The organism is Vibrio sp. Isolate30 (genome assembly GCF_022397975.1).
GTDB classification, from domain to species: domain Bacteria; phylum Pseudomonadota; class Gammaproteobacteria; order Enterobacterales; family Vibrionaceae; genus Vibrio; species Vibrio fortis.
Genome location: NZ_JAKEUS010000006.1, coordinates 154542 through 180902, shown reverse-complemented (window position 1 = coordinate 180902; position 26361 = coordinate 154542). Strand labels below are relative to the sequence as shown.

General features: G+C 46.8%; 24 protein-coding genes. 10 read left to right on the top strand and 14 right to left on the bottom strand.

From position 1 onward, the window contains the following. The first annotated feature begins 163 nt into the window (after window positions 1-163). Both fieF and pfkA read left to right on the top strand, forming a co-directional pair. Entirely contained in the window at window positions 164-1072 is a 909-nt protein-coding gene (fieF, locus tag L1D60_RS15690) for a CDF family cation-efflux transporter FieF (RefSeq protein ID WP_239841941.1), read from the top strand. A gap of 313 nt (window positions 1073-1385) precedes the next feature. Continuing rightward, window positions 1386-2348, top strand: a complete 963-nt coding sequence (gene pfkA / locus L1D60_RS15685; RefSeq protein WP_239841940.1) for a 6-phosphofructokinase — start codon at window positions 1386-1388, stop codon at window positions 2346-2348. Between the two features lie 147 nt (window positions 2349-2495). Here pfkA and tpiA read toward each other — a convergent pair whose 3' ends face one another. Next, a complete protein-coding gene (gene tpiA, locus L1D60_RS15680; protein WP_032549963.1) occupies window positions 2496-3266 on the bottom strand; it encodes a triose-phosphate isomerase in 771 nt (256 codons plus the stop codon). A 235-nt stretch (window positions 3267-3501) separates the two neighbouring features. On the opposite strand from tpiA, the gene L1D60_RS15675 reads away from it, so the two are divergent. Together L1D60_RS15675 and L1D60_RS15670 are read left to right on the top strand one after the other, a co-directional pair. Beyond that, on the top strand, window positions 3502-3849 hold the full coding sequence (locus tag L1D60_RS15675) for a 5-carboxymethyl-2-hydroxymuconate Delta-isomerase (protein ID WP_239841939.1): 348 nt from the start codon (window positions 3502-3504) through the stop codon (window positions 3847-3849). Window positions 3850-3897: 48 nt separating this feature from the next. Beyond that, window positions 3898-4320, top strand: a complete 423-nt coding sequence (locus L1D60_RS15670) for a DUF805 domain-containing protein (protein WP_152469398.1) — start codon at window positions 3898-3900, stop codon at window positions 4318-4320. Window positions 4321-4405: 85 nt separating this feature from the next. Here L1D60_RS15670 and L1D60_RS15665 read toward each other — a convergent pair whose 3' ends face one another. The 3 genes from L1D60_RS15665 to glpX all read right to left on the bottom strand — a co-directional run bounded on the left by L1D60_RS15665 (window position 4406) and on the right by glpX (window position 6634). Beyond that, window positions 4406-4744, bottom strand: coding sequence for a DUF3135 domain-containing protein (locus L1D60_RS15665; RefSeq protein WP_152469397.1), 339 nt, complete (start codon window positions 4742-4744; stop codon window positions 4406-4408). A 117-nt stretch (window positions 4745-4861) separates the two neighbouring features. Further along, window positions 4862-5479, bottom strand: coding sequence for a metalloregulator ArsR/SmtB family transcription factor (locus L1D60_RS15660; RefSeq protein WP_239841938.1), 618 nt, complete (start codon window positions 5477-5479; stop codon window positions 4862-4864). Between the two features lie 147 nt (window positions 5480-5626). Continuing rightward, a complete protein-coding gene (glpX, locus tag L1D60_RS15655; RefSeq protein ID WP_032549969.1) occupies window positions 5627-6634 on the bottom strand; it encodes a class II fructose-bisphosphatase in 1008 nt (335 codons plus the stop codon). Between the two features lie 324 nt (window positions 6635-6958). Here glpX and zapB point away from each other — a divergent pair, with 324 nt between their 5' ends. Then, on the top strand, window positions 6959-7201 hold the full coding sequence (gene zapB, locus L1D60_RS15650) for a cell division protein ZapB (RefSeq protein ID WP_032549970.1): 243 nt from the start codon (window positions 6959-6961) through the stop codon (window positions 7199-7201). A gap of 67 nt (window positions 7202-7268) precedes the next feature. Here zapB and rraA read toward each other — a convergent pair whose 3' ends face one another. The 7 genes from rraA to priA all read right to left on the bottom strand — a co-directional run bounded on the left by rraA (window position 7269) and on the right by priA (window position 15143). Beyond that, a complete protein-coding gene (gene rraA / locus L1D60_RS15645; protein ID WP_032549971.1) occupies window positions 7269-7787 on the bottom strand; it encodes a ribonuclease E activity regulator RraA in 519 nt (172 codons plus the stop codon). Between the two features lie 73 nt (window positions 7788-7860). Next, a complete protein-coding gene (locus L1D60_RS15640) occupies window positions 7861-8778 on the bottom strand; it encodes a 1,4-dihydroxy-2-naphthoate polyprenyltransferase (protein WP_239841937.1) in 918 nt (305 codons plus the stop codon). 159 nt (window positions 8779-8937) lie between these two features. Next, entirely contained in the window at window positions 8938-10272 is a 1335-nt protein-coding gene (hslU, locus tag L1D60_RS15635) for an HslU--HslV peptidase ATPase subunit (protein ID WP_032549974.1), read from the bottom strand. A 51-nt stretch (window positions 10273-10323) separates the two neighbouring features. Next, a complete protein-coding gene (gene hslV, locus L1D60_RS15630) occupies window positions 10324-10872 on the bottom strand; it encodes an ATP-dependent protease subunit HslV (RefSeq protein WP_032549976.1) in 549 nt (182 codons plus the stop codon). 175 nt (window positions 10873-11047) lie between these two features. Next, the gene (locus L1D60_RS15625) at window positions 11048-11581 is read right to left on the bottom strand and encodes an SPOR domain-containing protein (protein WP_032550059.1); all 534 of its coding nucleotides are present in this window, start codon (window positions 11579-11581) and stop codon (window positions 11048-11050) included. Window positions 11582-11702: 121 nt separating this feature from the next. Further along, complete coding sequence (gene cytR, locus L1D60_RS15620) at window positions 11703-12707, bottom strand: DNA-binding transcriptional regulator CytR (RefSeq protein WP_032549977.1); 1005 nt, start codon at window positions 12705-12707, stop codon at window positions 11703-11705. A gap of 234 nt (window positions 12708-12941) precedes the next feature. Further along, window positions 12942-15143, bottom strand: a complete 2202-nt coding sequence (gene priA, locus L1D60_RS15615) for a primosomal protein N' (protein ID WP_239841936.1) — start codon at window positions 15141-15143, stop codon at window positions 12942-12944. Window positions 15144-15466: 323 nt separating this feature from the next. Between priA and rpmE the strand changes: the two genes are divergently transcribed. Continuing rightward, window positions 15467-15685, top strand: coding sequence for a 50S ribosomal protein L31 (gene rpmE, locus L1D60_RS15610; RefSeq protein WP_239841935.1), 219 nt, complete (start codon window positions 15467-15469; stop codon window positions 15683-15685). Window positions 15686-15893: 208 nt separating this feature from the next. Then, window positions 15894-17180 carry a malic enzyme-like NAD(P)-binding protein gene (locus tag L1D60_RS15605; RefSeq protein WP_239841934.1) on the top strand — a complete coding sequence of 429 codons (1287 nt, stop codon included), beginning with the start codon at window positions 15894-15896 and terminating at the stop codon, window positions 17178-17180. Between the two features lie 147 nt (window positions 17181-17327). On the opposite strand, the gene metJ is transcribed toward L1D60_RS15605, so the two are convergent. Continuing rightward, window positions 17328-17648: a met regulon transcriptional regulator MetJ gene (gene metJ / locus L1D60_RS15600; RefSeq protein WP_004415993.1), complete on the bottom strand. Its 321-nt coding sequence runs from the start codon at window positions 17646-17648 to the stop codon at window positions 17328-17330. A gap of 209 nt (window positions 17649-17857) precedes the next feature. Here metJ and L1D60_RS15595 point away from each other — a divergent pair, with 209 nt between their 5' ends. The 3 genes from L1D60_RS15595 (at window position 17858) to metF (ending at window position 22630) form a co-directional block, all read left to right on the top strand. Next, window positions 17858-19042 (top strand): O-succinylhomoserine (thiol)-lyase, encoded by a 1185-nt coding sequence (locus L1D60_RS15595; RefSeq protein WP_239841933.1) that lies wholly within the window; start codon window positions 17858-17860, stop codon window positions 19040-19042. Then, entirely contained in the window at window positions 19042-21453 is a 2412-nt protein-coding gene (locus L1D60_RS15590) for a bifunctional aspartate kinase/homoserine dehydrogenase II (protein ID WP_239841932.1), read from the top strand. The genes L1D60_RS15595 and L1D60_RS15590 overlap by 1 nt, the downstream gene beginning before the upstream one ends. Window positions 21454-21730: 277 nt before the next feature. After that, the gene (metF, locus tag L1D60_RS15585) at window positions 21731-22630 is read left to right on the top strand and encodes a methylenetetrahydrofolate reductase (protein ID WP_239841931.1); all 900 of its coding nucleotides are present in this window, start codon (window positions 21731-21733) and stop codon (window positions 22628-22630) included. A gap of 88 nt (window positions 22631-22718) precedes the next feature. On the opposite strand, the gene L1D60_RS15580 is transcribed toward metF, so the two are convergent. Together L1D60_RS15580 and ppc are read right to left on the bottom strand one after the other, a co-directional pair. After that, a complete protein-coding gene (locus L1D60_RS15580; protein WP_239841930.1) occupies window positions 22719-23258 on the bottom strand; it encodes a PadR family transcriptional regulator in 540 nt (179 codons plus the stop codon). A 359-nt stretch (window positions 23259-23617) separates the two neighbouring features. Next, window positions 23618-26254: a phosphoenolpyruvate carboxylase gene (gene ppc / locus L1D60_RS15575; RefSeq protein WP_239841929.1), complete on the bottom strand. Its 2637-nt coding sequence runs from the start codon at window positions 26252-26254 to the stop codon at window positions 23618-23620. Window positions 26255-26361 lie beyond the last annotated feature (107 nt).

Sequence of the window (26361 nt, the reverse complement as noted above, 5' to 3'; positions counted from 1 at the left end):
ATTGGGCGTGACACCACACGCTAGCAACATGAGCAAGACTAAAAAAGCGACCGTGTGTCGCTTTTTTTGATCGCAATTACAAAAATTTAAGTGGCTGACTGTCATATTCAATCGGTTGTTGTCAGGTTATACTTTGTGCAATAGATCAAACAATAGTCAGAATATGAAAGCAGAATACGCTCGTCTTGTGACACTCGCGGCCTGGGCAGCCACTATCGTTGCGACACTCTTATTGGTCGTAAAAGTCGCCGTTTGGTGGGTGACAGGTTCAGTCAGTTTATTGGCCTCGGTAGTCGACTCCCTACTCGATATTGCCGCCTCGTTAGTCAACCTGTTGGTGGTGCGGTACTCGTTGCAACCTGCTGACAGAGAACATACTTTTGGCCACGGAAAGGCAGAATCCTTAGCGGCTTTGGCACAGGCAATGTTTATTTCCGGATCGGCCTGTTTCCTTATTCTAAACGGCGTTGACCGTTTCTTTAGACCTCAAGAATTAAACTCACCAGAGCTAGGTATCTATGTCAGCTTGTTTGCCATCTTCGTCACCTTTGGTTTGGTCCGTTTCCAGCAACATGTGGTTAAGAAAACGGGCAGCCAAGCGATAGCCGCAGACTCTCTCCACTATCAGTCCGATCTATATATGAATGCCGCGATCATGCTGGCACTGGCTTTGAGTTGGTTTGGCTTTGAACATGCGGATCCTATTTTTGCGATCGCAATTGGTGGCTACATTCTTTACAGCGCCTATCAGATGGCGATGGAAGCGATTCAATCATTGCTCGATAGAAAACTGCCAGATGAAGAACTTAAACAGATCAAAAGCGCGGCGCTCAGTATTGAAGGGGTATTGGGAGTGCATCAGTTAAGAACGCGTCGCTCGGGGCCAATTCGTTTTATTCAACTGCATTTGGAGTTACAAGATGAGATGCCACTTATTGAAGCGCATCGCATTTCTGATGAAGTTGAGGCCAAGTTGTTGTCGGTTTTCCCGGATGCTGATGTACTGATTCACCAAGATCCCTATTCGGTGGTATTTGGCCCTGAGAAGCAGCAAAAGTTTCAATCTTGGTAGAGAGACTCCCCATTCAACCTAAATGGTAAGTGGGGTATTTTTGGGCTACATTGAGTAAAACTTGCTAATACTTTGGTGATATAAAAACCAGCCAATAACAATTAATGTTGATTCTGATGTGAATCAACAAAGTTATTGAGTAAAACTGTAATACTCCTACAGAAGTAGAAAAGTTACATAATTTTGTGCGATTTAAGTGGTATTCCTGTTGGGGAAATGTAACATAGCGCACAAATATAGATTTAAAATCTTGTTGATATACAATCAGCAAGAGCAAGAATTGATAATAAATTCCCAAATATTGAGGGTGAGCATGATTAAGAAAATCGGTGTTTTAACAAGTGGCGGTGACGCACCTGGTATGAACGCGGCAGTACGTGGTGTTGTTCGTACAGCACTGTCTGCTGGTATCGAAGTTTACGGCATTTACGATGGTTACCTTGGTCTGGTTGAAGACCGTATCAAGAAACTGGATCGTTCTAGCGTATCTGACGTGATCAACCGCGGTGGTACTTTCTTAGGCTCTGCACGTTTCCCTGAGTTTAAAGAAGTTGAAGTTCGCCAAAAAGGTATCGAAAACCTGAAAAAACACGGCATCGAAGCACTTGTTGTTGTGGGTGGTGACGGTTCTTACATGGGCGCGAAGAAGCTGACTGAAATGGGCTACCCATGTATCGGTCTACCAGGCACAATCGATAACGATATTGCAGGCACTGACTACACAATCGGTTACCTAACGGCACTGAACACTGTTATCGACAACATCGACCGTCTACGTGATACATCATCTTCACACCAACGTATCTCTATCGTAGAGATCATGGGCCGTCACTGTGGTGATCTAACCCTAATGTCTGCGATTGCTGGCGGTTGTGAATACATCATCACACCTGAAACTGGCTTAGACAAAGAGCAACTTATCCAAAACATCCAAGATGGAATCGCGAAGGGTAAGAAGCACGCAATCATCGCGCTTACTGAGCTAATGATGGATGCAAATGAGCTAGCGAAAGAGATCGAAGCGGCAACAGGTCGTGAAACTCGTGCAACGGTTCTTGGTCACATCCAACGTGGTGGTCGCCCTACAGCATTTGACCGCGTACTGGCTTCTCGCATGGGTAACTACGCAGTTCACCTACTTCAAGAAGGTCACGGTGGTCGTTGTGTTGGTATCGAGAAAGAACAGCTTGTTCACCACGATATCATCGACTGTATCGAAAACATGAAAAACCCAGATCGTTCAGACCTATTCAAGGTTGCTGAAGAGCTATTCTAAGCCGGTCTTGGTCTAAAAATGTAAAGAGCCGCTGCATTGTCAGCGGTTTTTTTATGCCTAAAGATCAGCAGGTGAGGCTGGGGTAACAGGCAATAAAAAAGGCCAACCTAAGTTGACCTTTCTTCAATTTAAACGGTGAAGTTTAAATTAAGCTTTTGCTTTAGCTGCTGCTTTAGCGATAGCTGCGAAACCAGCTGCGTTAAGCGCTGCGCCGCCAACTAGAGCACCATCGATGTCTGGTTGTGCGAAGTAAGCTTCAGCGTTTTCTGGCTTAACAGAACCACCGTACTGGATGATTACTTGCTCAGCTACTGCTGCGTCTTTTTCTGCGATCATTGCACGGATAGAAGCGTGGATGCGTTGTGCATCTTCAGCTGTTGCTGCTTTACCAGTACCGATAGCCCAGATTGGTTCGTAAGCGATGATTGCGCCGTTTAGAGCTTCAACACCGTAAGCGTCGATAACTGCGTTGATTTGACGTGCACATACTGCTTCAGTTTCGCCCGCTTCGTTTTGTGCTTCAGATTCACCGATACAGAAAACTGGCTTCAGGCCGTTCTCTTGTAGGAATTTGAATTTCTTAGCAACGAACTCGTCTGATTCGTTGTGGTACTCACGACGCTCAGAGTGACCGATGATGATGTGAGAAGCACCGAAGTCTTTCAGCATTTCTGGAGACATGTCGCCAGTGAAAGCACCGCTGTTGTTTAGGTCAGTGTTCTGTGCACCTAGGATGATTTTGTTACCGCCTTCTGCGATAAGACGCTCAGCTAGATCGATGTAAAGTGCTGGTGGAGCTACTGCTACGTCTACACCTTCAACGCCTTCAAGTTCAGCGTTAAGACCAGTTAGCAGCTCAGTTACCATTGCTTTGCTACCGTTAAGTTTCCAGTTACCCATCACTACAGGACGACGCATAGGAATATCTCCGTATTTAATCAATTAATGTAAAAAATCTTCGTAAGAATATAACAGATAAAACGCGTTAGATCATGATTGTGGTCATGTCTTTATGGGATCTTATCGATTGGTCAGAGTAGATAATAGACAGATATCAGTGATCCAACAGACAGAATAATAGTGAACTCCTCGGATTTTTCACGGTAACTTGTTATTAAAGGTCAAACGATTGCGTGAAGAATAGGAAGTAACCATGCCAAATTTAGTTCTTGAGTACTCAAACTCGGTGGATGAGCGAGTGAATGTACAAGGTTTGCTAGAAGATCTCCATCAAGTTGCATTACACTGTGGATTGTTTGATGCACCTTCTGTCAAATCTCGTGCGCTGCGCTGCCATCACTGGCTGGTAGGGGAAGAAGACGACAGTGTGGACTTTATTCATATCAGCTTTGAGTTACTTTCTGGCCGCACTGATGAGCAGAAAAGAGAACTGTCACGAGCATTAATGGTGGTGCTGCAAGAGCAAGCCAGCCATGTAAGAAGCCTGACAGTGAACATCCGCGATATGGACATCAACAGTTTTCAAAAAGTGATTAATTAAATTTTTGCAGCCCTTTTTGGCCGCATCCCAAATTAGAGTGTATTTAAGATGTCGATGAAAGAGTTACTGTTTTCCTTCCAAGGAAGAATCAGCCGTAAAACCTACTGGATTTGGAACGTATTTTACTACGTTGCGATTACTGGCTTTGCCTCCGGTATCTCTGTGTTGTTCCCAGCATATTCATACATCTTATTGCCAATATTCTTGCTGATGCTGGTGGTTCCTGATCTGGCAGTTACGGCAAAACGCTGGCATGACCGCAATAAATCAAATATGTGGCTGCTGTTGAATGTGCCTTTAGTTTTAGGACGTTTGGCATCACCAATGGCGACACCAACCGCTGAAACTGTTTCGCCAATTCATATGGTGGCGACGGTCGCTGCTTTGGTATGTGGCCTGTGGATTTTGGTTGAGTGTGGCTTTTTGAAAGGCACTGAGGGTCGTAATGATTACGGTGACGAACCGCAGTAGCTTGCAGAGATGCATTAAGTTAAAAAGTGTTAGGAAAGAAAAAGGAGGCATATCGCCTCCTTTTTTGTATCAGGTTCCCTAAGGGTTAGTCGGTGTTTCTTGGTTTAAATGCAATGATGGTAGCTTGTGGTGGCTCAGGGTTAGAATCGTTGCCCTGAAGCGCTTCCTGAAATTTACACACCTGACAGCGCAACTCTCGCATTAAGACAACGTTGGTTTGATGAGGGTTTTTACAGCGACTGACCACTAAGTCGATATGGCTCTGTTGAGCGCGCAGCCTGTCCTGCATGATGTGAGAGGCAGAACAAATCATCTGTTCGCACATATCTTGCTTGAGTTGGTTGAACGCATTCGGATCTCGCTGAGCAAGTTCAACCAATTCATCGAAAGGGGGCAGTTTGAGATCGGGTTGAGGATGTCCCATCTTTCTTTCCTTAGTGATGCATCGTGAGTGAGATACTTTAAGCTTAAGAAAGAAATCTGGTTATTTTTTGTTCAGTTTGTGTTCTTCTCAAATTTGAGACAGCAATAGTCGATAGCGCTAAAACGGAATCACAGTGTATGTACAGCGACGTTCACCCGCAATAATGTGTTCGGAACGACTGATATTACAGTCATTTTTAAGCAGTTCGGTAAACACATTTAGCTCTGATTGGCACAAGCTAGGACAGCGTGTTGCGGCTTTACAGATAGGGCAGTGGTTCTCGATCAAGACATAGTGATCGCCTTCGTCGTGCAGCTCGGCCATGTAGCCTTCATCTTCACGCAATTGAGTGAGGGTTTGGAGTTTGCTAAGAAGGTCATCACAATTGACTAAGGCTTGTTGATACTGCTTTAGGGTCGATTGCTCACGCTCTGCAGCGACTTTGGCTAGGCCTTCTTTTCCAAACAGATTCTCAACGGCATCGATAACTTGAATGGTCAACTCGCCATGACGATCAGAGAATTGACTGTGTCCTTGTTGGGTTAGAGACCAGTGACGCGTTGGGCGACCAACTTTTACCTTAACGTCATGAAACGCCAGAATACCATCATCTTCTAGGCTTTGGAGATGCTGCCTTGCACCCATGGTGGTCATGCCAAACTCTTGTGCGAGCTGCTTAGCAGTAACGGCTCCATGGCGCTTAATGGTGTGTAAAATTCTGTCGCTTGTTTTCATACTATCCCTACCTCATGAACCTTACTATTATGAGGCAAGGTATTTATAAAGCAAACCATTTACTATAGTCACTCAACGGCATTGCTATAAAAAGAAAAGGCCAGCACCCAAGTGCTAGCCTTAAAGAGAATCGAGTGGAGGTCGTTACTAAAGAATGTGACCAATCACTTCTGGGTCTTTACGCTCAAGGTAGTGAATCGACTTGATACGACGAATCGTACGACAGCGACCGCGAATAAGCAGAGTTTCTGTGGTTGCGATGTTACCTTGACGAGTGATGCCTTCTAATAGGTCACCTTTGGTGATACCTGTTGCCGAGAACACTACGTTATCGCTGCGCGCCATGTCTTCCATCTTTAAAACCACACCTGCAGTTACGCCCATTTCAGCACAACGCTCAAGTTCCAGTTCACCGTGCTTACGGTTCTCTTCGTTGTCACCTTTCACTTCATGACGTGGCAGCAAACGACCATGCATGTCGCCATCTAGTGCGCGAATTACTGCTGCTGATACCACACCTTCTGGCGCGCCACCGATGCAGTACATCACGTCCACTTCGCTGTCAGGCATACAAGTTAGAATAGAAGCGGCGACATCACCGTCTGGCACAGCAAACACACGCACGCCCATCGCCTGCATTTCTGCGATCACTTGGTCGTGACGAGGTTTAGCTAGCGTGGTTACCACAAGCGTATCTAGAGATTTGCCCAGTGCTTTAGCGATGTTCTCTAGGTTCTCTTTTAGTGGCTTTTCTAGGTCGATAGCACCTTTAGCTCCAGGGCCAACAACCAGTTTTTCCATGTACATGTCAGGCGCTTTTAAGAAGCTGCCTTTTTCACCCGCTGCTAGTACAGCCAGTGCGTTTGACTGGCCCATAGCCGTCATACGTGTCCCTTCGATTGGGTCAACGGCGATATCAACGGCATCACCACCAACACCGACATTCTCACCGATGTATAGCATCGGTGCATCATCGATTTCGCCTTCACCAATCACGATTTCACCGCTGATTTCGGTTTTGTTGAGCAGGCTGCGCATGACTTCTACTGCGGCACCATCGGCAGCGTTTTTATCACCACGGCCAAGCCATTTATAACCTGCTAGTGCTGCACCTTCAGTGACACGAGAAAATGCCATTGCTAAATCGCGTTTCATGCGGACTCCAAAATTTTCAAAGGGGGAATAGAAATTTCGCGGCGGATTTTACCATAGTTCAAAGGAAACGTTTGCTTTTTTGCTTTTGTGGCTTTGCTTACGATCAAAGCAGAGCTGAAATTTTAAAATATTCACTGAAATAATCAGTTAGGTAATAGTGCTGGCACAATTAACGTCAATATTCGGTAAAAAGCGATGTTTTTTTCATCGAATGGCGCAAAATATCGAAGATATAGAGTGTTTATCCGTGCTCTGCTGAGTAGAATGGGGCAATAAGTGGAGTGAACCTTCAACATCAAATGGATAACTTAAAGGTAGGCCAGAATGTCTTTTGAAGTACTAGAGCAACTAGAAGCAAAAATTCAAACAGCAGTTGATACTATTGCACTTCTGCAAATGGAAGTAGAAGAGCTAAAAGAAGAGAAGCAGCAGCTAGCGACAGAAGCTGGTGAGCTAAAAGCAAGCCGTGAAGAGCTAGAGCAAAAAACTCAGCAAATGCAGCAAGAGCATGCAGCATGGCAAGATCGCATTCGCAGCCTACTAGGCAAGATGGACGAAGTTGAGTAATCCACTTTTGCTGCGATAAACGCTGATGAAAAAAATGCCTGCTTGTTAGCGGGCATTTTTGTATCAACTATTCGTTCTCATCGTCTTCTGCATCAAGCTCGAACTCTACATCGAGTGGCTCTGGTGACAGAATGATGCCGGTGTTATCGGCATAGAGGTAATCTTCAGGTAGGAAGCTAACACTGCCAAAGTTGACTGGAACATCGACTTCGCCGACGCCATCTTGTACAGCGCCAACTGGAATAGAAGCAAGGGCTTGAATACCGAGATTCATATCTTCTAGTTCGTCTACTTCGCGAACGCAGCCATACACCACGATACCTTCCCACTCATTGTCTTCGGCTAGCAGTGCCAATTCGGCATCAATCAGCGCTTTACGCAGTGAGCCACCACCGTCAATCAACAACACACGACCCAAGCCGTCTTGTTCTAGCACAGAGCGGATCAGCGCGTTGTCCTCGAAACATTTGAGTGTCGTGATCTGTCCAGCAAAGGAGGCTCTTCCACCAAAGTTGCTGAACATCGGCTCTACGACATCCACTTGGTCTAGATAGATGTCGCACAGTGCTGAAGTGTTGTATTCCATTCGCGTACCTTTTGAACAATGAGCTTACTTTGAGTATATCGGTGCTCGATCCCTTTGCAATGATTAGTCTGAATTATGTCAATAGAGTTTGAGCTACAACAACACCAGCAAACAATAAGTTAGTCACCAGAGAGCATTTGACGATAACTGGCATCATAGGTGCGATTTGTGCGGGTTTGTCCGTATCCCAAACCGCCTTACCATGTTTGTAAACGGTGATGATGCTCAGTGAAAACGGCAGGCTAATCCAAGCGGGTTTATCTTGAATAAGCAGGTAGCTAGCGAAAGCAATCACTGCCATGCTCAGGAGTACAAAATGATACTGCTTGGCTTTACGCTGTCCTAGTCTAACTGCCATGGTGCGTTTACCACACTCACTGTCGTTTTCGATGTCACGCATGTTGTTGATGTTAAGTACGGCTACCGCCATCAAGCCACAGCCCAAAGCGGGTAAGAATAGGCTTGGTTCGATATGCCCTGTGTGCAGGAAGTAAGTCCCGGATACACCAAGCAGACCAAAGAAGATGAATACTGACAGGTCGCCTAAGCCGATATAACCATAAGGCTTGTTACCGACGGTGTAAGCAATCGCGGCTGCAATCGCCAGCACACCCAGACCGATGAAAGAGAGAATACTCTCAATAGAGGATAGGGCGTGGAAAATTAAGATAAGCCCAGCAATCATGGTAAACACAATGTTTAGGATGATGGCTTGCTTCATTGTTGCGGCTGAGACAGCACCCGACTGCATCGCCCGCATTGGGCCTAGACGTTTATCATTGTCGGTGCCTTTTACCGCGTCGCCATAGTCATTGGCGAGGTTGGAAAGGATCTGCAGCAAGGTCGCGGTGAGAAAAGCCAACAAAGCAATGGAGAGAGAAAACTGATCGCTAGCGAACGCTAAACTACTTCCTGTAAGAATAGAGACGAGTGCGAGAGGCAGAGTTTTTGGTCGTGCGGCATCAAGCCAAATCAGTAGAGATTGTTTCATCGTAGGTCTATTTGTCGTTGTAAGGACACTGTGTCATACCGTATTTCGAGTATACGCTCATTTTTTAGGTAATAAAAAGCCCACTCGAGAGTGGGCCTTGAAATCGGTTATCAGCTTGCTGTTTCTTTGCGTTAGAGCAACAAGTTGGATATTTTTGTGCTACAGAATGAAGCGGCTTAGGTCTTCGTCTTCAACGAATTCGCCTAGCTTAGACTTCACGTAACCAGCATCAATCACTAGCTTGCTGCCAGCTTTGTCTGTCGCTTCGAATGAAATCTCATCCATTAGACGTTCCATTACCGTGTGTAGACGACGTGCACCGATGTTCTCAGTGGTTTCGTTAACTTGCCATGCTGCTTCTGCGATCTGAGTGATGCCGTCTTCAGTGAACTCAACGTCCACCTCTTCTGTCTTCATTAGAGCGATATACTGCTCAGTCAGAGACGCTTTTGGCTCAGTTAGGATACGTTTGAAGTCGTGGCTTGATAGTGCTTCAAGTTCAACACGGATTGGTAGACGACCTTGTAGCTCAGGGATCAGATCCGATGGCTTAGCCACTTGGAATGCGCCCGAAGTAACAAACAGGATATGGTCTGTTTTCACCATGCCGTGCTTAGTCGATACTGTGCTACCTTCAATAAGGGGTAGTAGATCACGCTGAACACCTTCACGAGATACGTCTGGACCCGAGCTATCACCACGCTTACAGATCTTGTCGATCTCATCGATAAACACGATACCGTTGTTCTCAACGTTGTAGATTGCGTTCTCTTTCAACTCTTCTTGGTTAACAAGCTTTGCCGCTTCTTCTTCAGTCAGTGCCTTGAATGCGTCTTTGATTTTCAGCTTGCGCTTTTTCTTGGTATCACCAGCAAGGTTTTGGAACATGCCTTGTAGCTGGTTGGTCATCTCTTCCATGCCTGGAGGCGCCATGATTTCAACGCCCATCTGCGGTGCCGCAACATCGATTTCGATCTCTTTGTCGTCTAGCTTACCTTCACGCAGTTTTTTGCGGAAAATCTGACGCGTGTTTGATGAGCCTTCATCTGCTTGCTCGTTTTGACCCCAAGCGTCACGAGCAGGTGGCAGAAGGGCATCAAGGATACGCTCTTCAGCTTGCTCTTCAGCGCGGAATTTTACTTTTTCCATCGCTTGCTGGTGAGTCATCTTGATCGCAACGTCGGTCAGGTCACGGATAATGGTCTCTACTTCTTTACCCACGTAGCCAACTTCAGTGAACTTAGTCGCTTCTACCTTGATGAAAGGTGCGTTTGCAAGTTTCGCTAGGCGGCGAGCAATCTCAGTTTTACCCACACCGGTTGGACCGATCATCAGAATGTTCTTAGGAGAAACCTCGACACGCAGGCTCTCTTCTAGCTGCATACGGCGCCAGCGGTTACGTAGGGCGATAGCCACAGAGCGCTTCGCGTTTTCTTGGCCAATGATGTGGCGGTTCAGTTCATGAACAATTTCACGAGGGGTCATTTCAGACATGTCTATTCCTTAATTCTTAAATCACTGTTGGGTGCAATATTGGTTTGAGTCTTATTCCGGCTTCGGTAGCTCAACGGTGCTTTCTAGTTCTTCAACAGTGTGGTGATGGTTGGTGAACACACAGATGTCGCCTGCAATAGTTAGCGCCTTCTCTGCGATTTCACGTGCATCTAAATCGGTATTTTCTAGTAGGGCTGTCGCCGCTGCTTGTGCAAAGTTGCCGCCTGAGCCAATTGCGATTAGGTCGTGCTCTGGCTGTACTACGTCACCGTTACCAGTGATGATCAGAGATGCCGTCTCATCGGCAACAGCCAATAGGGCTTCTAGCTTGCGCAGAGCGCGATCACTACGCCAATCCTTCGCCAGCTCAACGGCAGCTTTGGTTAGGTGGCCTTGGTGCATTTGCAGCTTGCTTTCAAATTTTTCGAATAGCGTGAAAGCATCTGCCGTACCGCCAGCGAAACCTGCCAGTACTTTATTATTGTATAGGCGACGTACTTTACGGGCATTGCCCTTCATTACGGTGTTGCCTAGAGATACTTGTCCATCACCCGCGATGACGACTTTATTATTACGACGTACAGATACAATGGTAGTCACGAGTAGGGCCTCTTTATCTTTTTATCTTTGGGTATAAAAACAATATGAGGATGGCCTGCTGAGAATTCAAGTTGCCATGGTAGATGTAGGGCAATTTATACCGATAGGGCAGTAGAAAACGGTGCGGGCTCAAAAAGCAGAAAACCTCCGAAAGCGGAGGTTTTCATTACGGAATCTATTGGTCTTTCCAAATCGCACAAGGTTCGATTTTGGCTCTTTGTAGCTTATGGCGATCTCGCTCAGCGTCACGCTTAAGTTTGTAAGGGCCAAGTACCACACGGTACCAGCTGCTGCCTTCTTTCTTGCGGATATCGCTTGAGATGCCTTGGAAGGCAATGTCGAGCTTACGCGCTTCGGCTTGAGCGGATGTCTTGTAAGCGCCACATTGCATGATGTATGGCACTTTAGAGACTTCTTGTTCTTTGGCTTTCACTTCAACTTCGCGGCTTGGCAAGGTTTCTACGTAATCCCACTTCTCCTCAGGTGGCGGCGGGATAACCTTAGCTGGCTTAGGTTTTGGCTTGGGCTTAGTCACCACAGTCGGCGGTGGCGGCTCAGGATCATTGCTCAACAGATACAAGCCGTAGCCAAAGCCACCGGCCAGTAAGATCGCCAAAAGACCACTACGCCATGGTTTTCGGCGAGGGGCAGGTTTTTTAGCCGTGCGTTTATTTCCACGACCGCGCTTTACATAATCTCTATTAGCCACAAGTCTTTCAAATGTTGGTGATTCTGCACCCATGGTAATCCAGAATGCGCGAGGATAATAGTGTAGAAATGGAAGCGGCACATCAAAATGTGCCGCAGATTTATGAGTCTATTTTCATGGATTAAATGCGTGGTGGCGCCGTACTTCCACGAACGACTAGTTTCGCTTCGAGCAGACGAGAACCGGCTTGAACATCATTGCCTTTGAGCATATCAAGCATCATCAGCATCGCCTGACGTCCAATCTCGTAGCGAGGCTGAGAGATCGTCGTCAACGGTGGATCGCAGTATTGTGCGAACTGAATATCATCGAAGCCGACAATAGATAGATCGTGCGGAACGCGCAGACCTAGCTTCTTCGCTTCTTGAATCGCACCAATTGCCATCGCGTCATTGTGACAGAAGATAGCAGTTGGTTGTTCTGGCAGTGCAAGTAGCTGGCGAACCGCTTGAGCACCCGCTTCAAAGGTAAAGTCACCGACCGTGCTGTAGGCTGGGTTCATGGTAACTCCTGCACGGCGCAGGGCTTGCTGATAGCCTTGTTGGCGGAATTGACAGAGAGTCGCTGATGTTGGGCCTGAGATCTGAGCGATGCGCTTGTGACCCAACTGAGCTAGGTAGTTCACCGCTTCAAATGCCGAGGTCAGGTTGTCGATGTGTACCGTTGGTAGCTCAAGCTCTGGGGCGAACTCACACGCCATAACCATTGGTGGCAGGTTTTTCTGCTCTGCTTTACTGACATCGAATGGGTGGTCAGTTCCGAGGAGTAGCATGCCGTCTGCTTGCTTGGTGAAGACCAAGTTTACAAACGAGCTCTCACGTTTTTTTTGTTGTCCGCTATCACCTAAAAGAACCAAGTAGTCGTTTTCAACGGCAGCGTCTTCAATACCGCGAATGATTTCAGCGAAGTAGGGATCACAGATATCAGGAACGATGGTGATGATGGTTTTAGATTCGTTGCGACGTAAGTTTCTAGCTAAAGTGTTGGGTGAGTATCCAGCTTCTAGTACCGCTGTTTCAACTCGCTTTCGAGTGGTCACCGATACTTTTTCAGGGTTCATTAGCGCTCGTGATACCGTCGCTGTTGAGACACCTGCCAACTGGGCAACATCCTTCATTGTCGCCATAAATTAAACCCTCTCTAATTCCTTTATTGCCTCTGACTAAGGCGTGAATAATTATATAATTGATTGATATTATGAAAGTGTTGCTAACACTTTTTTTATTGCAATATTTTATGTGTTTAGCCGATACAAAGTTACGGCTAGATTAACAAAAATCACATGACTAGTGTGAAGTTGCTCACGATAAATATGAAATTTCCGTGAATAAACCTATCAGTAATTTTAAGCCTGTAAGGTTTAGCTGAGATCTTGCGGCTCAATGTCGAGCGACCAACGTACCTTTTTTGCGAGTGGCAACATGTTTATCGCAGGTTTTGCACTCATGAGTAACTTCTGCATAAGTGAGCGAGTTTGGGTCTGTAAAATTAACTGCCAGCGCGACTTTCCTGCACGCTTGGCCAGCGGTGCTGGAGTGGGCCCTAGTGCCATACAGAACTGATCAAACAGTGGGTGCGACTCTAAGGTGTGACGCACCTGTCTTAAGAACTCTTCAACAAGGTGTGGGTCATTGGCTTCCGCGCGGAATAGCGTCATAAAGGTATAGGGCGGTAGCATCGCCTGTTTACGCTCGGCGAGCGCAGTCTGAGCAAAGTGGTTGTAGTCTTTGTGTAGCAACGCCTGCAGCAACCCGTGTTCTGGGTGATGAGTCTGCAGAATCACTTCGCCAGGCTTGCTTGCTCGCCCAGCACGGCCTGCAACTTGAATAAACAGCTGGGCTAGGCGCTCTGAGGCTCGAAAGTCACTGCTGTAGAGCGAACCATCGACGTCGAGCAGTGCTACCAGAGTTACGTCCGGAAAGTGGTGTCCCTTGGCAAGCATCTGTGTGCCAATCAGAATCTGGTACTCACCGCGGCGAATCGATTCTAAGGCATTCTCTAGGCTGCCCTTGCGACGGGTACTGTCGCGGTCAATTCGTATGGTTTTGTATTCAGGGAACAGCTGCCCAAGCTGTGTTTCAAGCTGCTCTGTGCCAACACCTACGGTCACTAGATTAGCCGAGCCACACCCTTGGCAGTTATGAATAATGTGCTGCTGAGAACCACAATGGTGGCAGCGCATCTCATTACTGTATTGGTGATAGGTGTAGTAGGCATCACAGCGCTTACACTCTGCCGTCCAACCGCAGTCATGACACATCAACGCTGGAGAGAAGCCACGACGGTTTAAGAACAGCATGACTTGGTTGCCAGATTTGAGGTGTCTTTGCATCTCAGCAATCAATGATGCCGATAAGCCACTCTCAAGATACTCCCCCTTAACATCCAGAACCTTGTTAGTGGTTGGTACGGCTGCACCCGCACGTGAGCTCAATGTCAGATGGCTATACTTGCCAACTTGCGCGTTGTGTAGGGTTTCAAATGCAGGGGTTGCTGAGCCAAGCACAATTGGAATCTGCGCTTTGTGGGCGCGCATGATAGCAACATCACGAGCGTGGTAACGCAGGCTGTCTTGCTGCTTATATGACGCGTCATGCTCCTCGTCGACAATAATGATGCCGAGGTCAGCAAATGGCGTAAACAGAGCCGAGCGAGTGCCGATCACAATGCCTGCGATCTTATCGCGAGCAGATAGCCAAGCGTTTAGGCGCTCAGAGTCATTTAACCCTGAGTGCACGACTTCAATCGGCACGTTAAAGCGTTTTTTAAAGCGGTTGATGGTTTGCGGGGTCAGACCTATTTCAGGAACCAGAACTAAGGCTTGTCTACCTTGCTCTAGTACTGGCTTAATCATATTTAGGTAAACTTCTGTTTTACCTGAACCCGTGACACCTTCTAACAGGAAACAGCCGAAGTCGGTTTGGCTATTCACCGTCGCAATCGCGATCGCTTGTTCTTCGTTGAGCTTTGGCTTGTCTTGGTCGTTTTCAAGATCGCTTGGCCATGCATAACGTGTCGGCTTTTTCTCTCGAGATTCTATCCAACCTTTCTCTTCAAGGGTTTTGAGTACCGAGCTTGAGACTTCTTGGTCAATAAACTCTTGGTGCGGTACTGGGCCATTTTCGAGTAGGTGCATAACCTTAGCTTGTTTGACTGCGCGTCCAAATCCCTGCATCAGTTGGTCTTTGCCTTGTGGCGTTATCTGCCACTCGACAAGTGTCGCGAAGTCGGCGGGTTTGCCTTTACGCAGCGCGCTTGGTAGTGCGTTAGCAAAGGTTTCGCCTAAAGGATATTGATAGAACTGACTGCACCACACTAACAAGGAGTAGACTGAGTCTGGCCAGACAGGCTGATTGTCGAGCAGGGCTTTAATGGGTTTAAGCTTATCGAATTCAAACTCGGACTCATTGACCAGAGCGGTGACAATACCTGTCAGAGTTTGGCGACCAAAAGGAACGGATACGCGTCCGCCAATGATAGGAAACAAGTGACTCGGAATCTTATAGTCAAATTGTCTATCTAAAGGGACTGGCAGAGCCACTCGGGCTATCGTTGGACGCATAGATTCGCTTGTTAATTCTAGAAAGTGCAGGGCAAACAGTCTAAAGGATAAGGGCGTTAAATTCGAGAAGCAGTTTAGTGATGCCAGTTATCGAGATACGTATGCAAAGCATAAAAAGGTAATAAAAGAAGAAATCATGCAATAGTGGCGAAAAAATCATCCAAACTGGTTGATCCTGCCTCATAGATTCATTACTATACGGCGCCTTAAAGGTATGGCTTCATCACATTTTTGTGGGACGCGGTGTCTTTAATTTATTTTTTAACAACGTGTGGTGTCCGGCTTAGAATCGGATGGCGACACGGCCTAATTGAGGTTTTCCCATGAAAGTTGGTATCCACCCAGAATACAAAGCTGTTAAAGCTACTTGCTCTTGCGGCAACGAGTTCGAATTCAACTCAACTCTAGACAAAGATTCTATCCACCTAGACGTATGTGACAAATGTCACCCGTTCTACACTGGTAAGCAACGTATCGTTGATACAGGCGGCCGTGTTGATCGCTTCAACAAGCGTTTCGGTGCTCTATCTAGCAAGAAGTAATTCTCGCTTAGTAGACATGAAAAAGGACACTTCGGTGTCCTTTTTTGTTTTCTGGTGTTTAGTAATTTCAACTGGGCACTGGTCTTATTAGTAGTGAATTCTCGTTTTTTAATGAGACAGGGGGCTTTACCACCTAGGAACTTTGAAGTACATCCATTAATATAAAATAGATTCCCCCAAATAATAATATTCTAGGAAACCTACACCCATGTCTGATGACACTCTCCAAGCTCAATCTGAAGAACTATCACCTCAAGAACAATTCCGTCAGCAAGCTCTTGATTATCATGAGTTCCCAATTCCTGGCAAAATTGCCGTTGAACTGACAAAGTCTGCAAATTCTGCAGAAGATCTGGCCCTTGCTTACAGCCCAGGTGTGGCTGAGCCAGTTCGTGAAATCGCACAGAACGTTGATAACGTTTATAAGTACACTGGTAAAGGCAACATGGTTGCAGTTATCTCTAACGGTACAGCGATTCTTGGCCTAGGTAACTTAGGTCCTATTGCTTCTAAACCTGTAATGGAAGGTAAAGCGCTGCTGTTTAAGCGTTTTGCAGGTTTAGATTCTATCGATATTGAAGTAAAACACCGCACAATCGATGAGTTCGTTGATACGGTAGCGAACATTGCTGATACATTCGGTGGTATCAACCTAGAAGACATCAAAGCACCTGACTGTTTTGAGATTGAACGTCGCCTAATCGAGCGTTGTGATGTTCCAGTATTCCACGATGACCAACACGGCACTGCGATCGTAACGGCTGCGGGTATGCTGAACGCGATTGAGCTTCAAGGTAAGAAGCTAGAAGAGTGTAAGATTGTTTGTTTGGGTGCGGGTGCAGCAGCGGTTGCGTGTATGGAACTGTTGATCAAATGTGGCGCACAGCGCGAGAAGATCTACATGCTAGACCGTAAAGGTGTTATCCACACTCGTCGTGATGACCTGAACGAATACAAGCAGCTGTTTGCGAACAACACTGATAAGCGTACTCTAGAAGATGTTATTGATGGCGCAGACCTATTCCTAGGTGTATCTGGTCCTAACCTATTGCCAGCAGAAGCGCTGAAGCTAATGGCTGATAAGCCAATCGTATTCGCATGTTCTAACCCAGATCCAGAGATCAAGCCAGAGCTTGCGCACGAAGTACGTAGCGACCTTATCATGGGTACTGGTCGTAGTGATTACCCGAACCAAGTAAACAACGTTCTTTGCTTCCCATTCATCTTCCGCGGTGCCCTTGATGTTCGTGCAAGCGAAATCAACGACGCAATGAAGTTAGCAGCGGTTGAAGCGATTCGTGAACTTGCGAAAGAAGAAGTACCTGCAGACGTACTAAAAGCAGCAGGTGCTGATTCACTTGAGTTTGGTAAAGGCTACATCATTCCTAAGCCGATGGATCCACGCCTATTGCCTCGCGTTGCTAAAGCGGTTGCTCAAGCAGCGGTTGAATCAGGTGTGGCTCGTATCGAGATGCCAGCAAACTATATGGCGTAATCGTCGTGTAGTTGAGCGAAGAGAATAATAAAAAACCGACTCATTGGAGTCGGTTTTTTTGTGCCTATTGTTCAGGTTAAATGAATCAGGCAATAGATATGGCTCAGCTAAAGCGAATCAAAATTGAAGGTAGTGACTGAGTTATGATTATTCTTCGTCAAATGCTTCGAACTCGATGCCCATCTCTGTCATCAGCTTTTTCACTTCAGCAGGGATGTCGTCTGGGCGATCTTTACGCAGGTCTTCATCTGTTGGTAGAGGCTGGCCAGTATATGCATGCAGAAAGGCTTCACATAGTAGCTCACTGTTTGTTGCATGGCGTAGGTTGTTAATCTGGCGGCGAGTACGCTCGTCAGTTAGAACCTTCAACACTTTTAGAGGGATAGAAACTGTAATTTTCTTTACTTGTTCGCTTTTCTTTCCATGCTCAGCATATGGGCTTATGTATTCACCATTCCAGTCGGCCATTGCGTACCTTCATCACTTTAGTTGTTAGATTAAATTAATAGGGGTGATTTTAGCGGGATTTACCGCCATAAGCAAAGACATATAGACGTCTAGAAGTGTTGACGTCTCATTCTTATGAAAGTAAAGTGAATAACATATATCTAACACAGCCGCAAAACCCCGACAAGCCGCTGTGATTCTCAGACGCCAAAACCTGTAAGGAAACACCTATGAGCAGCCGGAAACCAGCAACCATCGCCGTACGTACTGGTATCGAGTCAGACACTCAACATCATGCCGTTGTTCCACCCATTTATCTGTCGACCAACTACGGTTTTCCCGCTTTTGGTGAAGTTCCTAAGTATGATTACACTCGTTCAGGCAACCCAAACCGAGGCTTGCTAGAGACGGCTCTGTTTGAATTGGAGTCTGGCAAGGGAGCAGTGGTGACTAACTGTGGTACGTCAGCACTCAACCTATGGGTCTCGGCGTTTCTTGGCAGTGACGATCTGATTGTGGCGCCACACGACTGCTACGGTGGTACTTACCGTCTTTTCAATACGCGCTCACAAAAGGGTGATTTTAAGGTGCTGTTTGTTGATCAATCGGATCAAGCTGCATTCGATGCTGCGATCGCACTGAAACCAAAGTTGATCTTGTTGGAAACACCATCAAACCCGCTCGTTCGCGTAGTTGATATTGCTGAGACTTGTCGCAAGGCAAAAGAGGTGGGTGCGTTGGTGGCGGTGGATAACACCTTTTTGACACCAGTGTTCCAAAAGCCTTTAGAGCTTGGTGCGGACTTTGTTATCCACTCAACCACCAAATACATCAATGGTCACTCTGATGTGATTGGCGGCGTGGTGATTACGAAAACTGAAGAGCATGCCGAAGAGCTGGCTTGGTGGGGTAACTGTATTGGTGCAACGGGGACACCATTTGATAGCTATATGACACTGCGCGGTATCCGTACCTTGGGTGCACGTATGCGTGTTCATGAAGAGAGCTCTCGTGAAATTCTAACGGCGCTGCAGAAACAGCCTTTGGTCGATACCATTTATCACCCAAGCCTTCCAGAACACCCAGGTCATGAGATTGCTAAGAAGCAGCAATCTGGTTTTGGGTCTATGCTGAGTTTTGAATTTGCAGGCTCTTTTAAGGCGCTTAAGCACTTTGTTGGTGAGTTGGAACTATTTTCACTGGCTGAATCTCTAGGCGGTGTTGAGAGCTTGATTTGTCACCCTGCTTCAATGACACACCGTGCAATGGGTGAAGAAGCCCTAGCGGAAGCAGGCGTGTCTCATCAACTTCTGAGACTGTCGGTAGGTCTAGAAGATGCAGAAGACCTGATTGCTGACCTTGAGCAAGCCTTCGTTAAAGCGCAGCAGTTCATTGATAACGGGGAGCGTAAGTAATGGCTAACTTTCGCCAATTGCATAAATTTGGTGGTAGCAGTTTGGCAAACCCTGAGTGCTATCAGCGTGTCGTGAATATTCTTAAAGAGTATTCTAGCGAGACTGATTTGGTGGTGGTGTCTGCGGCAGGCAAAACCACAAACCGATTGATCGAATTTTTAGAGGCATTAGATAAAGATGGTCGCTTGGCGCATGAGTGTCTGCAATCTCTGCGTCAGTTCCAGTTGGAGTTAGTTTCAGAACTCTTAGAGGGCGAGGTTGCAGAGCAGTTAACCGTAACCCTACAGCGAGAGTTTACGGCTTTAGGTGAACTAACCGCGCCATTGAATGAAGCACAAAAAGCAGCAGTGCTAGGTCATGGTGAAGTGTGGTCGTCGCGTTTACTAGCCGCGCTCTTATGCCAGAGTGATCTTCAAGCTGTGGCACAAGATGCTCGAGACTTTTTGCGCGCAGAGGCGGGTGCTCAACCTGAGGTGGATCGCGCACGCTCATATGCGTTGATTAAAGAGTCTCTTGCTCAACATTCTCATTGCCGCGTGGTGATTACCGGCTTTATGGCGCAGAACAGTGCCGGTGAGACGGTGTTGTTAGGCCGTAATGGTTCAGATTACTCAGCGACCGTGATTGGCGCATTGGCGGAAGTCGATCGTGTGACGATCTGGAGTGATGTTGCGGGTGTTTACAGTGCCGATCCAAGATTGGTTTCAGATGCTTGTCTACTGCCTTTGCTGCGTCTCGATGAAGCGAGTGAGCTAGCACGCTTGGCTGCACCTGTGCTACACAGTCGCACCCTACAACCTGTCGCCCAAAGCGCAATGGATCTCAGCCTGCGTTGCAGTTACCAGCCAGAGTCGGGCTCAACACAGATTGAGCGTGTACTGGCGTCGGGGCGCGGCGCGAAGATCATCACCTCTCTGGATGATGTGTTACTGATTCAGCTCACCTTTGGTCACGGCCATGATTTTGAACGCCTTGAAAGTGAGGTGCTCGAAGGGCTAAAGCGTGCTCAGCTAGAACCGCTGGCTTATGAACTGCAATCTGATCAAAACTGCTTGCGCCTTGCTTACACAGAAGAGATCGCAGGCGGCGCACTAGAGTATCTGCAAGACCATGCGATTGAAGCAGAGATCAAACTCAAAGAGGGCTACTCACTGGTTGCTGCGGTAGGTGCGGGGGTGACTAAGAACCCGAACCATTGTTACGGCTTCTATCAGCAGCTCAAGGGCGCACCGGTTGAATTTATCTCAGAATCTCAATCTCGTTTAAGCTTAGTGGCAGTGGTTCGTAAATCGGAAACCGAAACTCTAGTTAAAGGCATTCATTCTCAACTGTTTCAAGCTCAGAAGCGCGTGGCGATCGCACTGTGTGGTAAGGGGAACATCGGCTCAAGCTGGCTATCACTGTTCGCCGAGCAAAAGGTTGAGCTAGAAAAACGTCGTGGTATGAATTTTGAGTTGGTTGCTGTCGTTGATAGCCAAACTTATTGGTATGACGAACAAGGTATCGATGCTCGTGCTGTCGCGGATCGTTTTGACGATGAAGCGGTGACGTATGAAGATGGAGAGTGGCTAACAAAGCTTGGTTCAATTCAAGGCTACGATGAAGTGGTTGTTTTGGATGTAACTGCGAGCAAGGTGCTTGCAGACAGATATCTGGATATTGCTCAGCAGGGTATTCATCTAATCTCTGCCAACAAAGTCGCGGGTTCTGCATCGAGTGAATACTACCATCAGGTGCAAGATGCATTCGCGAAGATCAGTCGTCACTGGTTGTATAACGCAACTGTGGGTGCTGGTTTGCCAATTAACCATACTGTACGAGACCTTCGAGAGAGTGGCGATGACATCATCGCGCTGTCAGGCATTTTCTCAGGCACATTGTCTTGGTTGTTCCAGCAATTTGATGGTTCAGTACCATTTAGTGAGTTGGTGGACTTAGCATGGCAACAAGGCCTGACAGAGCCTGACCCTCGCTCTGATCTCGATGGCTCTGACGTGATGCGCAAACTGGTGATTCTTGCGCGCGAGTCGGGTTTGGATATTGAGCCAGAGAACGTCAAAGTAGAATCCTTGGTTCCTCAAGAGCTACAAGACCTTTCTGTCGATGACTTCTTTGATAAAGCGTCGGTATTGAGTGAAGTGCTGGCTGAGCGTCTAGAGAAAGCTCAATCACAGCAAAAAGTGTTGCGCTATGTTGCTCGCCTTGAAAAGAACGGTAAGGCAACGGTCGGTGTTGAGGCGCTATCGAAAGAGCATGCACTAGCGAATCTACTGCCGTGTGACAATATCTTTGCGATTGAGAGTAAGTGGTACAAAGATAATCCACTCGTTATTCGTGGACCAGGTGCTGGACGTGAAGTAACAGCCGGTGCAATTCAGTCCGATTTGAACAGAATGTCGAGCTTGTTCTAAAACTCAGATCGATTGTCCGAAAGCGTAAATAGCATACTATCCACTAAGATAAATAAGGCTGAAAGCACAATGTGTTTTTCAGCCTTTTTTGTACGTTATTATTGCTTTGCGACCCACTTATCGACTTGAAGATTCCTCACGATCAACTTGAGAAAAATTCATAATCGATCTGTTGACATTAAATCGTATTCAATACATTCTGTGGACATATAGACGTCTAAACGTCGGTTTAAAGGTTTGAGATTTTAGTGGTTGAGTTGGCCACAGGGAGAGTAAGATGGGATACACACACGCAAGTCATATAGACGCTTTGAATCAGAATATCGCTGAGCTTTCTGACAACATTAATGTGTCATTTGAGTTTTTTCCGCCAAGCAATGAGAAGATGGAAGAGACGCTGTGGAACTCTGTACACCGTCTAAAAACACTGCAGCCTAAGTTTGTATCGGTAACTTACGGTGCTAACTCTGGTGAGCGTGACCGTACCCACTCAATCATCAAAGAGATCAAAGATCAGACTGGCCTTGTGGCTGCACCACATCTAACGTGTATTGATGCTAGCCGTGAAGAGTTGATTCAGATCGCAGACGACTACTGGGCGAATGGTATTCAGAGCATCGTTGCTCTACGTGGTGATATTCCTCCAGGTGGCGGTGCACCAGAGATGTATGCCTCAGACCTTGTTAAACTGCTTAAATCTCGCCATGACTTCGATATCTCAGTTGCTGCTTTCCCTGAAGTACACCCAGAAGCGAAGAGTGCACAAGCCGACTTACTTAACCTAAAGCGTAAAGTGGATGCTGGCGCAAACCGTGCAATTACTCAGTTCTTCTTTGATGTGGAAAGCTACTTACGCTTCCGTGACCGTTGTGTAGCAGCAGGTATTGATGTCGAGATCGTACCGGGCATTCTACCTGTCTCTAACTTCAAGCAAGCATCTCGCTTTGCGGCGATGAACAACGTGAAAGTACCAGGTTGGATGGCGAAGCAGTTTGAAGGCCTAGACGATGATCCAACAACGCGTCAGCTTGTGGGTGCGAGCCAAGCGATTGATATGGTAAGAACACTAAGCCGTGAAGGTGTGAAAGATTTCCACTTCTATACTCTGAACCGTGCTGAGATGACTTACGCACTTTGTCATACCCTAGGTGTGCGTCCTCAGGTTGCAGCACTGTAATTCAACGCTATCTAGCAGACACAAAAAAGGCTTGAATACTTGGTATTCAAGCCTTTTGCTTATCTAGTGAAAGTCACCAGTGTCAAACTTATGCTAGCGTTTCAAGCTCTAATAGAACTTCTTCTGCCCACATGATCCAAGCTTCGCGGATAAGTAGGTTACGACGCAGAGTTAGTCGCTCTAGACGTGCTTGCTTGTCTAGTGTTGATGGCGTTGCGTAGTAAGCTGCTTCAATCTCTTTGTAGTGAGAAACTAGCTTGCGAGACTCTTCAACTAGCTCAGCCAGTTGTACTTGGTATGCAGCAGATGGTTGAACGGCACAAGCCATCAGTTTTGCTGAGAACTCATCACGTACAGTTGGGTGAGCTGTTGGCTGTTCAAACCATTCGCCAAGAGCGCGACGGCCAGCGTCTGTGATTGAGTAAACTTTACGGTCAGGTTTGCCTTCTTGAGGCTCTAGCACGCAAGTTACCTGTTCATTTTGAGCCATTTTGTTGAGCTCACGGTAAACTTGTTGGTGGCTAGCTTTCCAGAAGTATCCAATGCTTGCTGAGAATTCTTTAGTGATATCGTAACCAGTAGCATCGCGTGTACTTAAAACGGTTAGAATTACGTGTGGTAATGACATGTCTTCAATCCAAATGGTCAATAAACAGTAAACAAATACTTAAACATCAAGTGTGCTTCTTGCGGCACGATATATTGGGTTATGTTTAAGTTGCACCAACACTCTTTGTTGTTGGTTGTGTCACCTTATAAAGCCGTTTATCACCTAGTCGGACTAGCTTGCCTAGTCCAATGCCACGAAATATTTTGATTGGAGTGTTCTCGCAGCGGAGCAGTAGTATATCTAAATAATAAGCATAAAGTAGAATACATGGACAAAATAACCCAAAAAACTGATAAAAGACTCAATAGTATTTGCTGGGTGAAATAAAAAGGTCGCACTGGGCGACCTTTTGTACTCTATTTAGAATATTATTCTGCTTAACCAGTGTTGCGCATGCCTGCTGCAATACCTGCAATGGTCACCATAAGCGCTTCTTCTAGCTCTGCTGGTGGCGTTTCACTCTGACGAGTACGGTAAAGCAGCTCAGCTTGAAGCATGTTCAATGGTTCAACGTAGATATTACGTAAGCGGATAGATTCTTGTCCCCAAGGGTCGCTCTGCATTAGGTTTTCGTTGTTCTCTACATTTAGCACCGCTTTGATGTCTTTTTGTAGCTGTTCACGAAGTTTTTCACCCAGAGGTAATAGCTCTTCGTCGACCAAACGCTGATCATAGTACTTAGCGATTTCCATATTACACTTCGAGTAAACCATCTCAAGCATACCTAAGCGAGTTGAGAAGAATGGCCATTCGCGACACATCTCTTCAAGTAGCGCTTGATGGCCTTGGTCAACCGAGTATTGAATCGCTTCACCCGCACCTAACCATGCAGGTAGAACAAGGCGGTTTTGACTCCAAGAGAAGATCCATGGAATCGCACGTAGGCTTTCTACACCACCGTTTGGATTACGTTTGGCAGGGCGAGAGCCAAGAGGCAGTTTACCCAGCTCTAGTTCAGGGGTTGCCTGACGGAAGTACGGTACAAACTTCTCTTCACCACGAACAATATTACGGTAGGCTTCACAAGATACTTGAGACAGCACTTCCATCAGATCGCGCCACTCTTGTTTAGGCTCTGGTGGTGGAAGTAGGTTCGCTTCTAGAATTGCGCTAGCGTATAGATTAAAGCTGTTAACTGCGACATCTGGCAGGCCAAGCTTAAAGCGAATCATCTCGCCTTGCTCTGTTACACGTAGGCCGCCTTTCAGGCTTTTTGGTGGCTGAGAAAGGAGTGCTGCGTGTGCAGGTGCACCACCACGACCAACGGTACCACCACGACCGTGGAATAGAGTCAGTTCAATGCCTTCCTCTTCGCACGCTTTAACAAGCTTATCCATTGCATCGTATTGAGCCCAACCCGCAGACATTACGCCCGCATCTTTTGCTGAGTCAGAGTAGCCGATCATCACCATTTGGTGGTTCTGGATAAAGCCACGGTATAGGTCGATGCCCATCAGCTGCTTCATTACCGCTTCAGAGTTGTTCAAGTCATCTAGGGTTTCGAACAGCGGACATACGTCCATGCGATACGGACAGCCTGATTCTTGTAGCAGTAAGTGAACCGCTAGTACGTCTGAGGCTGTGCGTGCCATTGAGATAACGTAAGCACCAAAGGCTTCACGAGGTTGTGCCGCAATCACCTTACAGGTGTCTAGAACCTCTTTTACTGGCTCAGATGGCTCCCAATCACGCGGAAGTAGTGGACGCTTAGAGCTTAGCTCGTTAGTTAGGAAAGCAATCTTGTCTTGCTCACTCCATTGATCGTAGTCACCGATACCTAGGTAGCGAGTCAGTTCAGAAAGAACGTCTGAGTGACGTGTACTCTCTTGGCGGATATCAAGACGAACTAGGTGTACACCAAAGGCCTTGATACGGCGTAGTGTATCCAACAGTGAACCGTCTGCGATTACGCCCATGCCACATTCATGCAGCGATTTGTAACATGCGTAAAGCGGTGTCCACAGTTGGTCGATGTTCTGTAGCGTGGTCTTTTTCGGTACTTCTGCGTCGTGTAGCTTCGCATCAAGCACTTCAAGCGTATCCGTAAGGAGCGTACGCAGGCTCTTAAGGATGGCACGGTAAGCTTCGTGCTCATCACCGGCCAGTTCGCGAACGGTGTCGTTGCACTTGGTCATCGACAGCTCAGTGATTAGCTCGTTGATGTCACCAAGGTAAAGGTCAGCCGCTTTCCAGCGAGAGAGGCGCAGTACTTCTTTAGTGATTGAGTGCGTAACAAACGGGTTACCGTCGCGGTCACCACCCATCCAAGATGAGAAGTGTACAGGGCGAGCGTCGATAGGTAGACCTTCGCCAAGGAAGCCTTTTAAACGACCATCCATTTCACGTAGGAATTCTGGTACGGCTTCCCATAGTGAGTTTTCAACAACGGCAAAACCCCATTTCGCTTCATCAAGCGGCGTTGGGCGTTGCTGACGAATCACGTCTGAGTGCCAACCTTGAGCGATAAGTTGCTCTAGACGACGCTCAGTTTTCACGCGTTCTTTGTTGGATAGGTCGCTTAGCTCAAGTTTTGATAAACACTCGTTGATCTTAACCAGCTTGTTGATCATGGTGCGACGAGTGATTTCAGTTGGGTGAGCTGTCAGCACAAGTTCGATATTGAGGTCGCGTACTGCTTGAGCCGCATCGAGCTTGCTGATGTCATTTTGGTTTAGCTTAGAGAACAGAGATTGAAGTACGTCTGGTTCACAAACGTGCTCTTCACAGTGGCGAGAAATCGTATGGTACTGCTCTGCCATGTTGGTGAGGTTTAGAAATTGGTTGAAAGCACGAGCGACAGGGGTCAGTTGCTCGTTAGGTAAATTTTTGATCTCTTCAACTAGGCTATCGCGGTCAGCTTGGTTACCTGCTCGAGCTGACTTGGAAAGTTTACGGATAGTTTCCACTTTCTCTAGGATTACGTCGCCATGCGCGTCTTGAATAGTGTTACCTAGCAAGCGTCCTAGCATGCTCACGTTACTCTTGAGAGCGGCGTATTTCTCGTTCATTGTCATCCTGCCTCGTAAAAAAATTACATCCATTGTTCCTTGTTAAGTACACAATCTAGCGAAAACTGCTGTATCTAGTCAAATAAAGCATCCTAAGTTTGCAATTATTGGTT

Excerpts from the sequence above, each read along its gene's own strand:
- fieF (WP_239841941.1), top strand. The coding sequence starts at position 164 with ATGAAAGCAGAATACGCTCGTCTTGTGACACTCGCGGCCTGGGCAGCC.
- pfkA (WP_239841940.1), top strand. The coding sequence starts at position 1,386 with ATGATTAAGAAAATCGGTGTTTTAACAAGTGGCGGTGACGCACCTGGT.
- tpiA (WP_032549963.1), bottom strand. The coding sequence starts at position 3,266 with ATGCGTCGTCCTGTAGTGATGGGTAACTGGAAACTTAACGGTAGCAAA.
- L1D60_RS15675 (WP_239841939.1), top strand. The coding sequence starts at position 3,502 with ATGCCAAATTTAGTTCTTGAGTACTCAAACTCGGTGGATGAGCGAGTG.
- L1D60_RS15670 (WP_152469398.1), top strand. The coding sequence starts at position 3,898 with ATGTCGATGAAAGAGTTACTGTTTTCCTTCCAAGGAAGAATCAGCCGT.
- L1D60_RS15665 (WP_152469397.1), bottom strand. The coding sequence starts at position 4,744 with ATGGGACATCCTCAACCCGATCTCAAACTGCCCCCTTTCGATGAATTG.
- L1D60_RS15660 (WP_239841938.1), bottom strand. The coding sequence starts at position 5,479 with ATGAAAACAAGCGACAGAATTTTACACACCATTAAGCGCCATGGAGCC.
- glpX (WP_032549969.1), bottom strand. The coding sequence starts at position 6,634 with ATGAAACGCGATTTAGCAATGGCATTTTCTCGTGTCACTGAAGGTGCA.
- zapB (WP_032549970.1), top strand. The coding sequence starts at position 6,959 with ATGTCTTTTGAAGTACTAGAGCAACTAGAAGCAAAAATTCAAACAGCA.
- rraA (WP_032549971.1), bottom strand. The coding sequence starts at position 7,787 with ATGGAATACAACACTTCAGCACTGTGCGACATCTATCTAGACCAAGTG.
- L1D60_RS15640 (WP_239841937.1), bottom strand. The coding sequence starts at position 8,778 with ATGAAACAATCTCTACTGATTTGGCTTGATGCCGCACGACCAAAAACT.
- hslU (WP_032549974.1), bottom strand. The coding sequence starts at position 10,272 with ATGTCTGAAATGACCCCTCGTGAAATTGTTCATGAACTGAACCGCCAC.
- cytR (WP_032549977.1), bottom strand. The coding sequence starts at position 12,707 with ATGGCGACAATGAAGGATGTTGCCCAGTTGGCAGGTGTCTCAACAGCG.
- priA (WP_239841936.1), bottom strand. The coding sequence starts at position 15,143 with ATGCGTCCAACGATAGCCCGAGTGGCTCTGCCAGTCCCTTTAGATAGA.
- rpmE (WP_239841935.1), top strand. The coding sequence starts at position 15,467 with ATGAAAGTTGGTATCCACCCAGAATACAAAGCTGTTAAAGCTACTTGC.
- L1D60_RS15605 (WP_239841934.1), top strand. The coding sequence starts at position 15,894 with ATGTCTGATGACACTCTCCAAGCTCAATCTGAAGAACTATCACCTCAA.
- metJ (WP_004415993.1), bottom strand. The coding sequence starts at position 17,648 with ATGGCCGACTGGAATGGTGAATACATAAGCCCATATGCTGAGCATGGA.
- L1D60_RS15595 (WP_239841933.1), top strand. The coding sequence starts at position 17,858 with ATGAGCAGCCGGAAACCAGCAACCATCGCCGTACGTACTGGTATCGAG.
- L1D60_RS15590 (WP_239841932.1), top strand. The coding sequence starts at position 19,042 with ATGGCTAACTTTCGCCAATTGCATAAATTTGGTGGTAGCAGTTTGGCA.
- metF (WP_239841931.1), top strand. The coding sequence starts at position 21,731 with ATGGGATACACACACGCAAGTCATATAGACGCTTTGAATCAGAATATC.
- L1D60_RS15580 (WP_239841930.1), bottom strand. The coding sequence starts at position 23,258 with ATGTCATTACCACACGTAATTCTAACCGTTTTAAGTACACGCGATGCT.
- ppc (WP_239841929.1), bottom strand. The coding sequence starts at position 26,254 with ATGACAATGAACGAGAAATACGCCGCTCTCAAGAGTAACGTGAGCATG.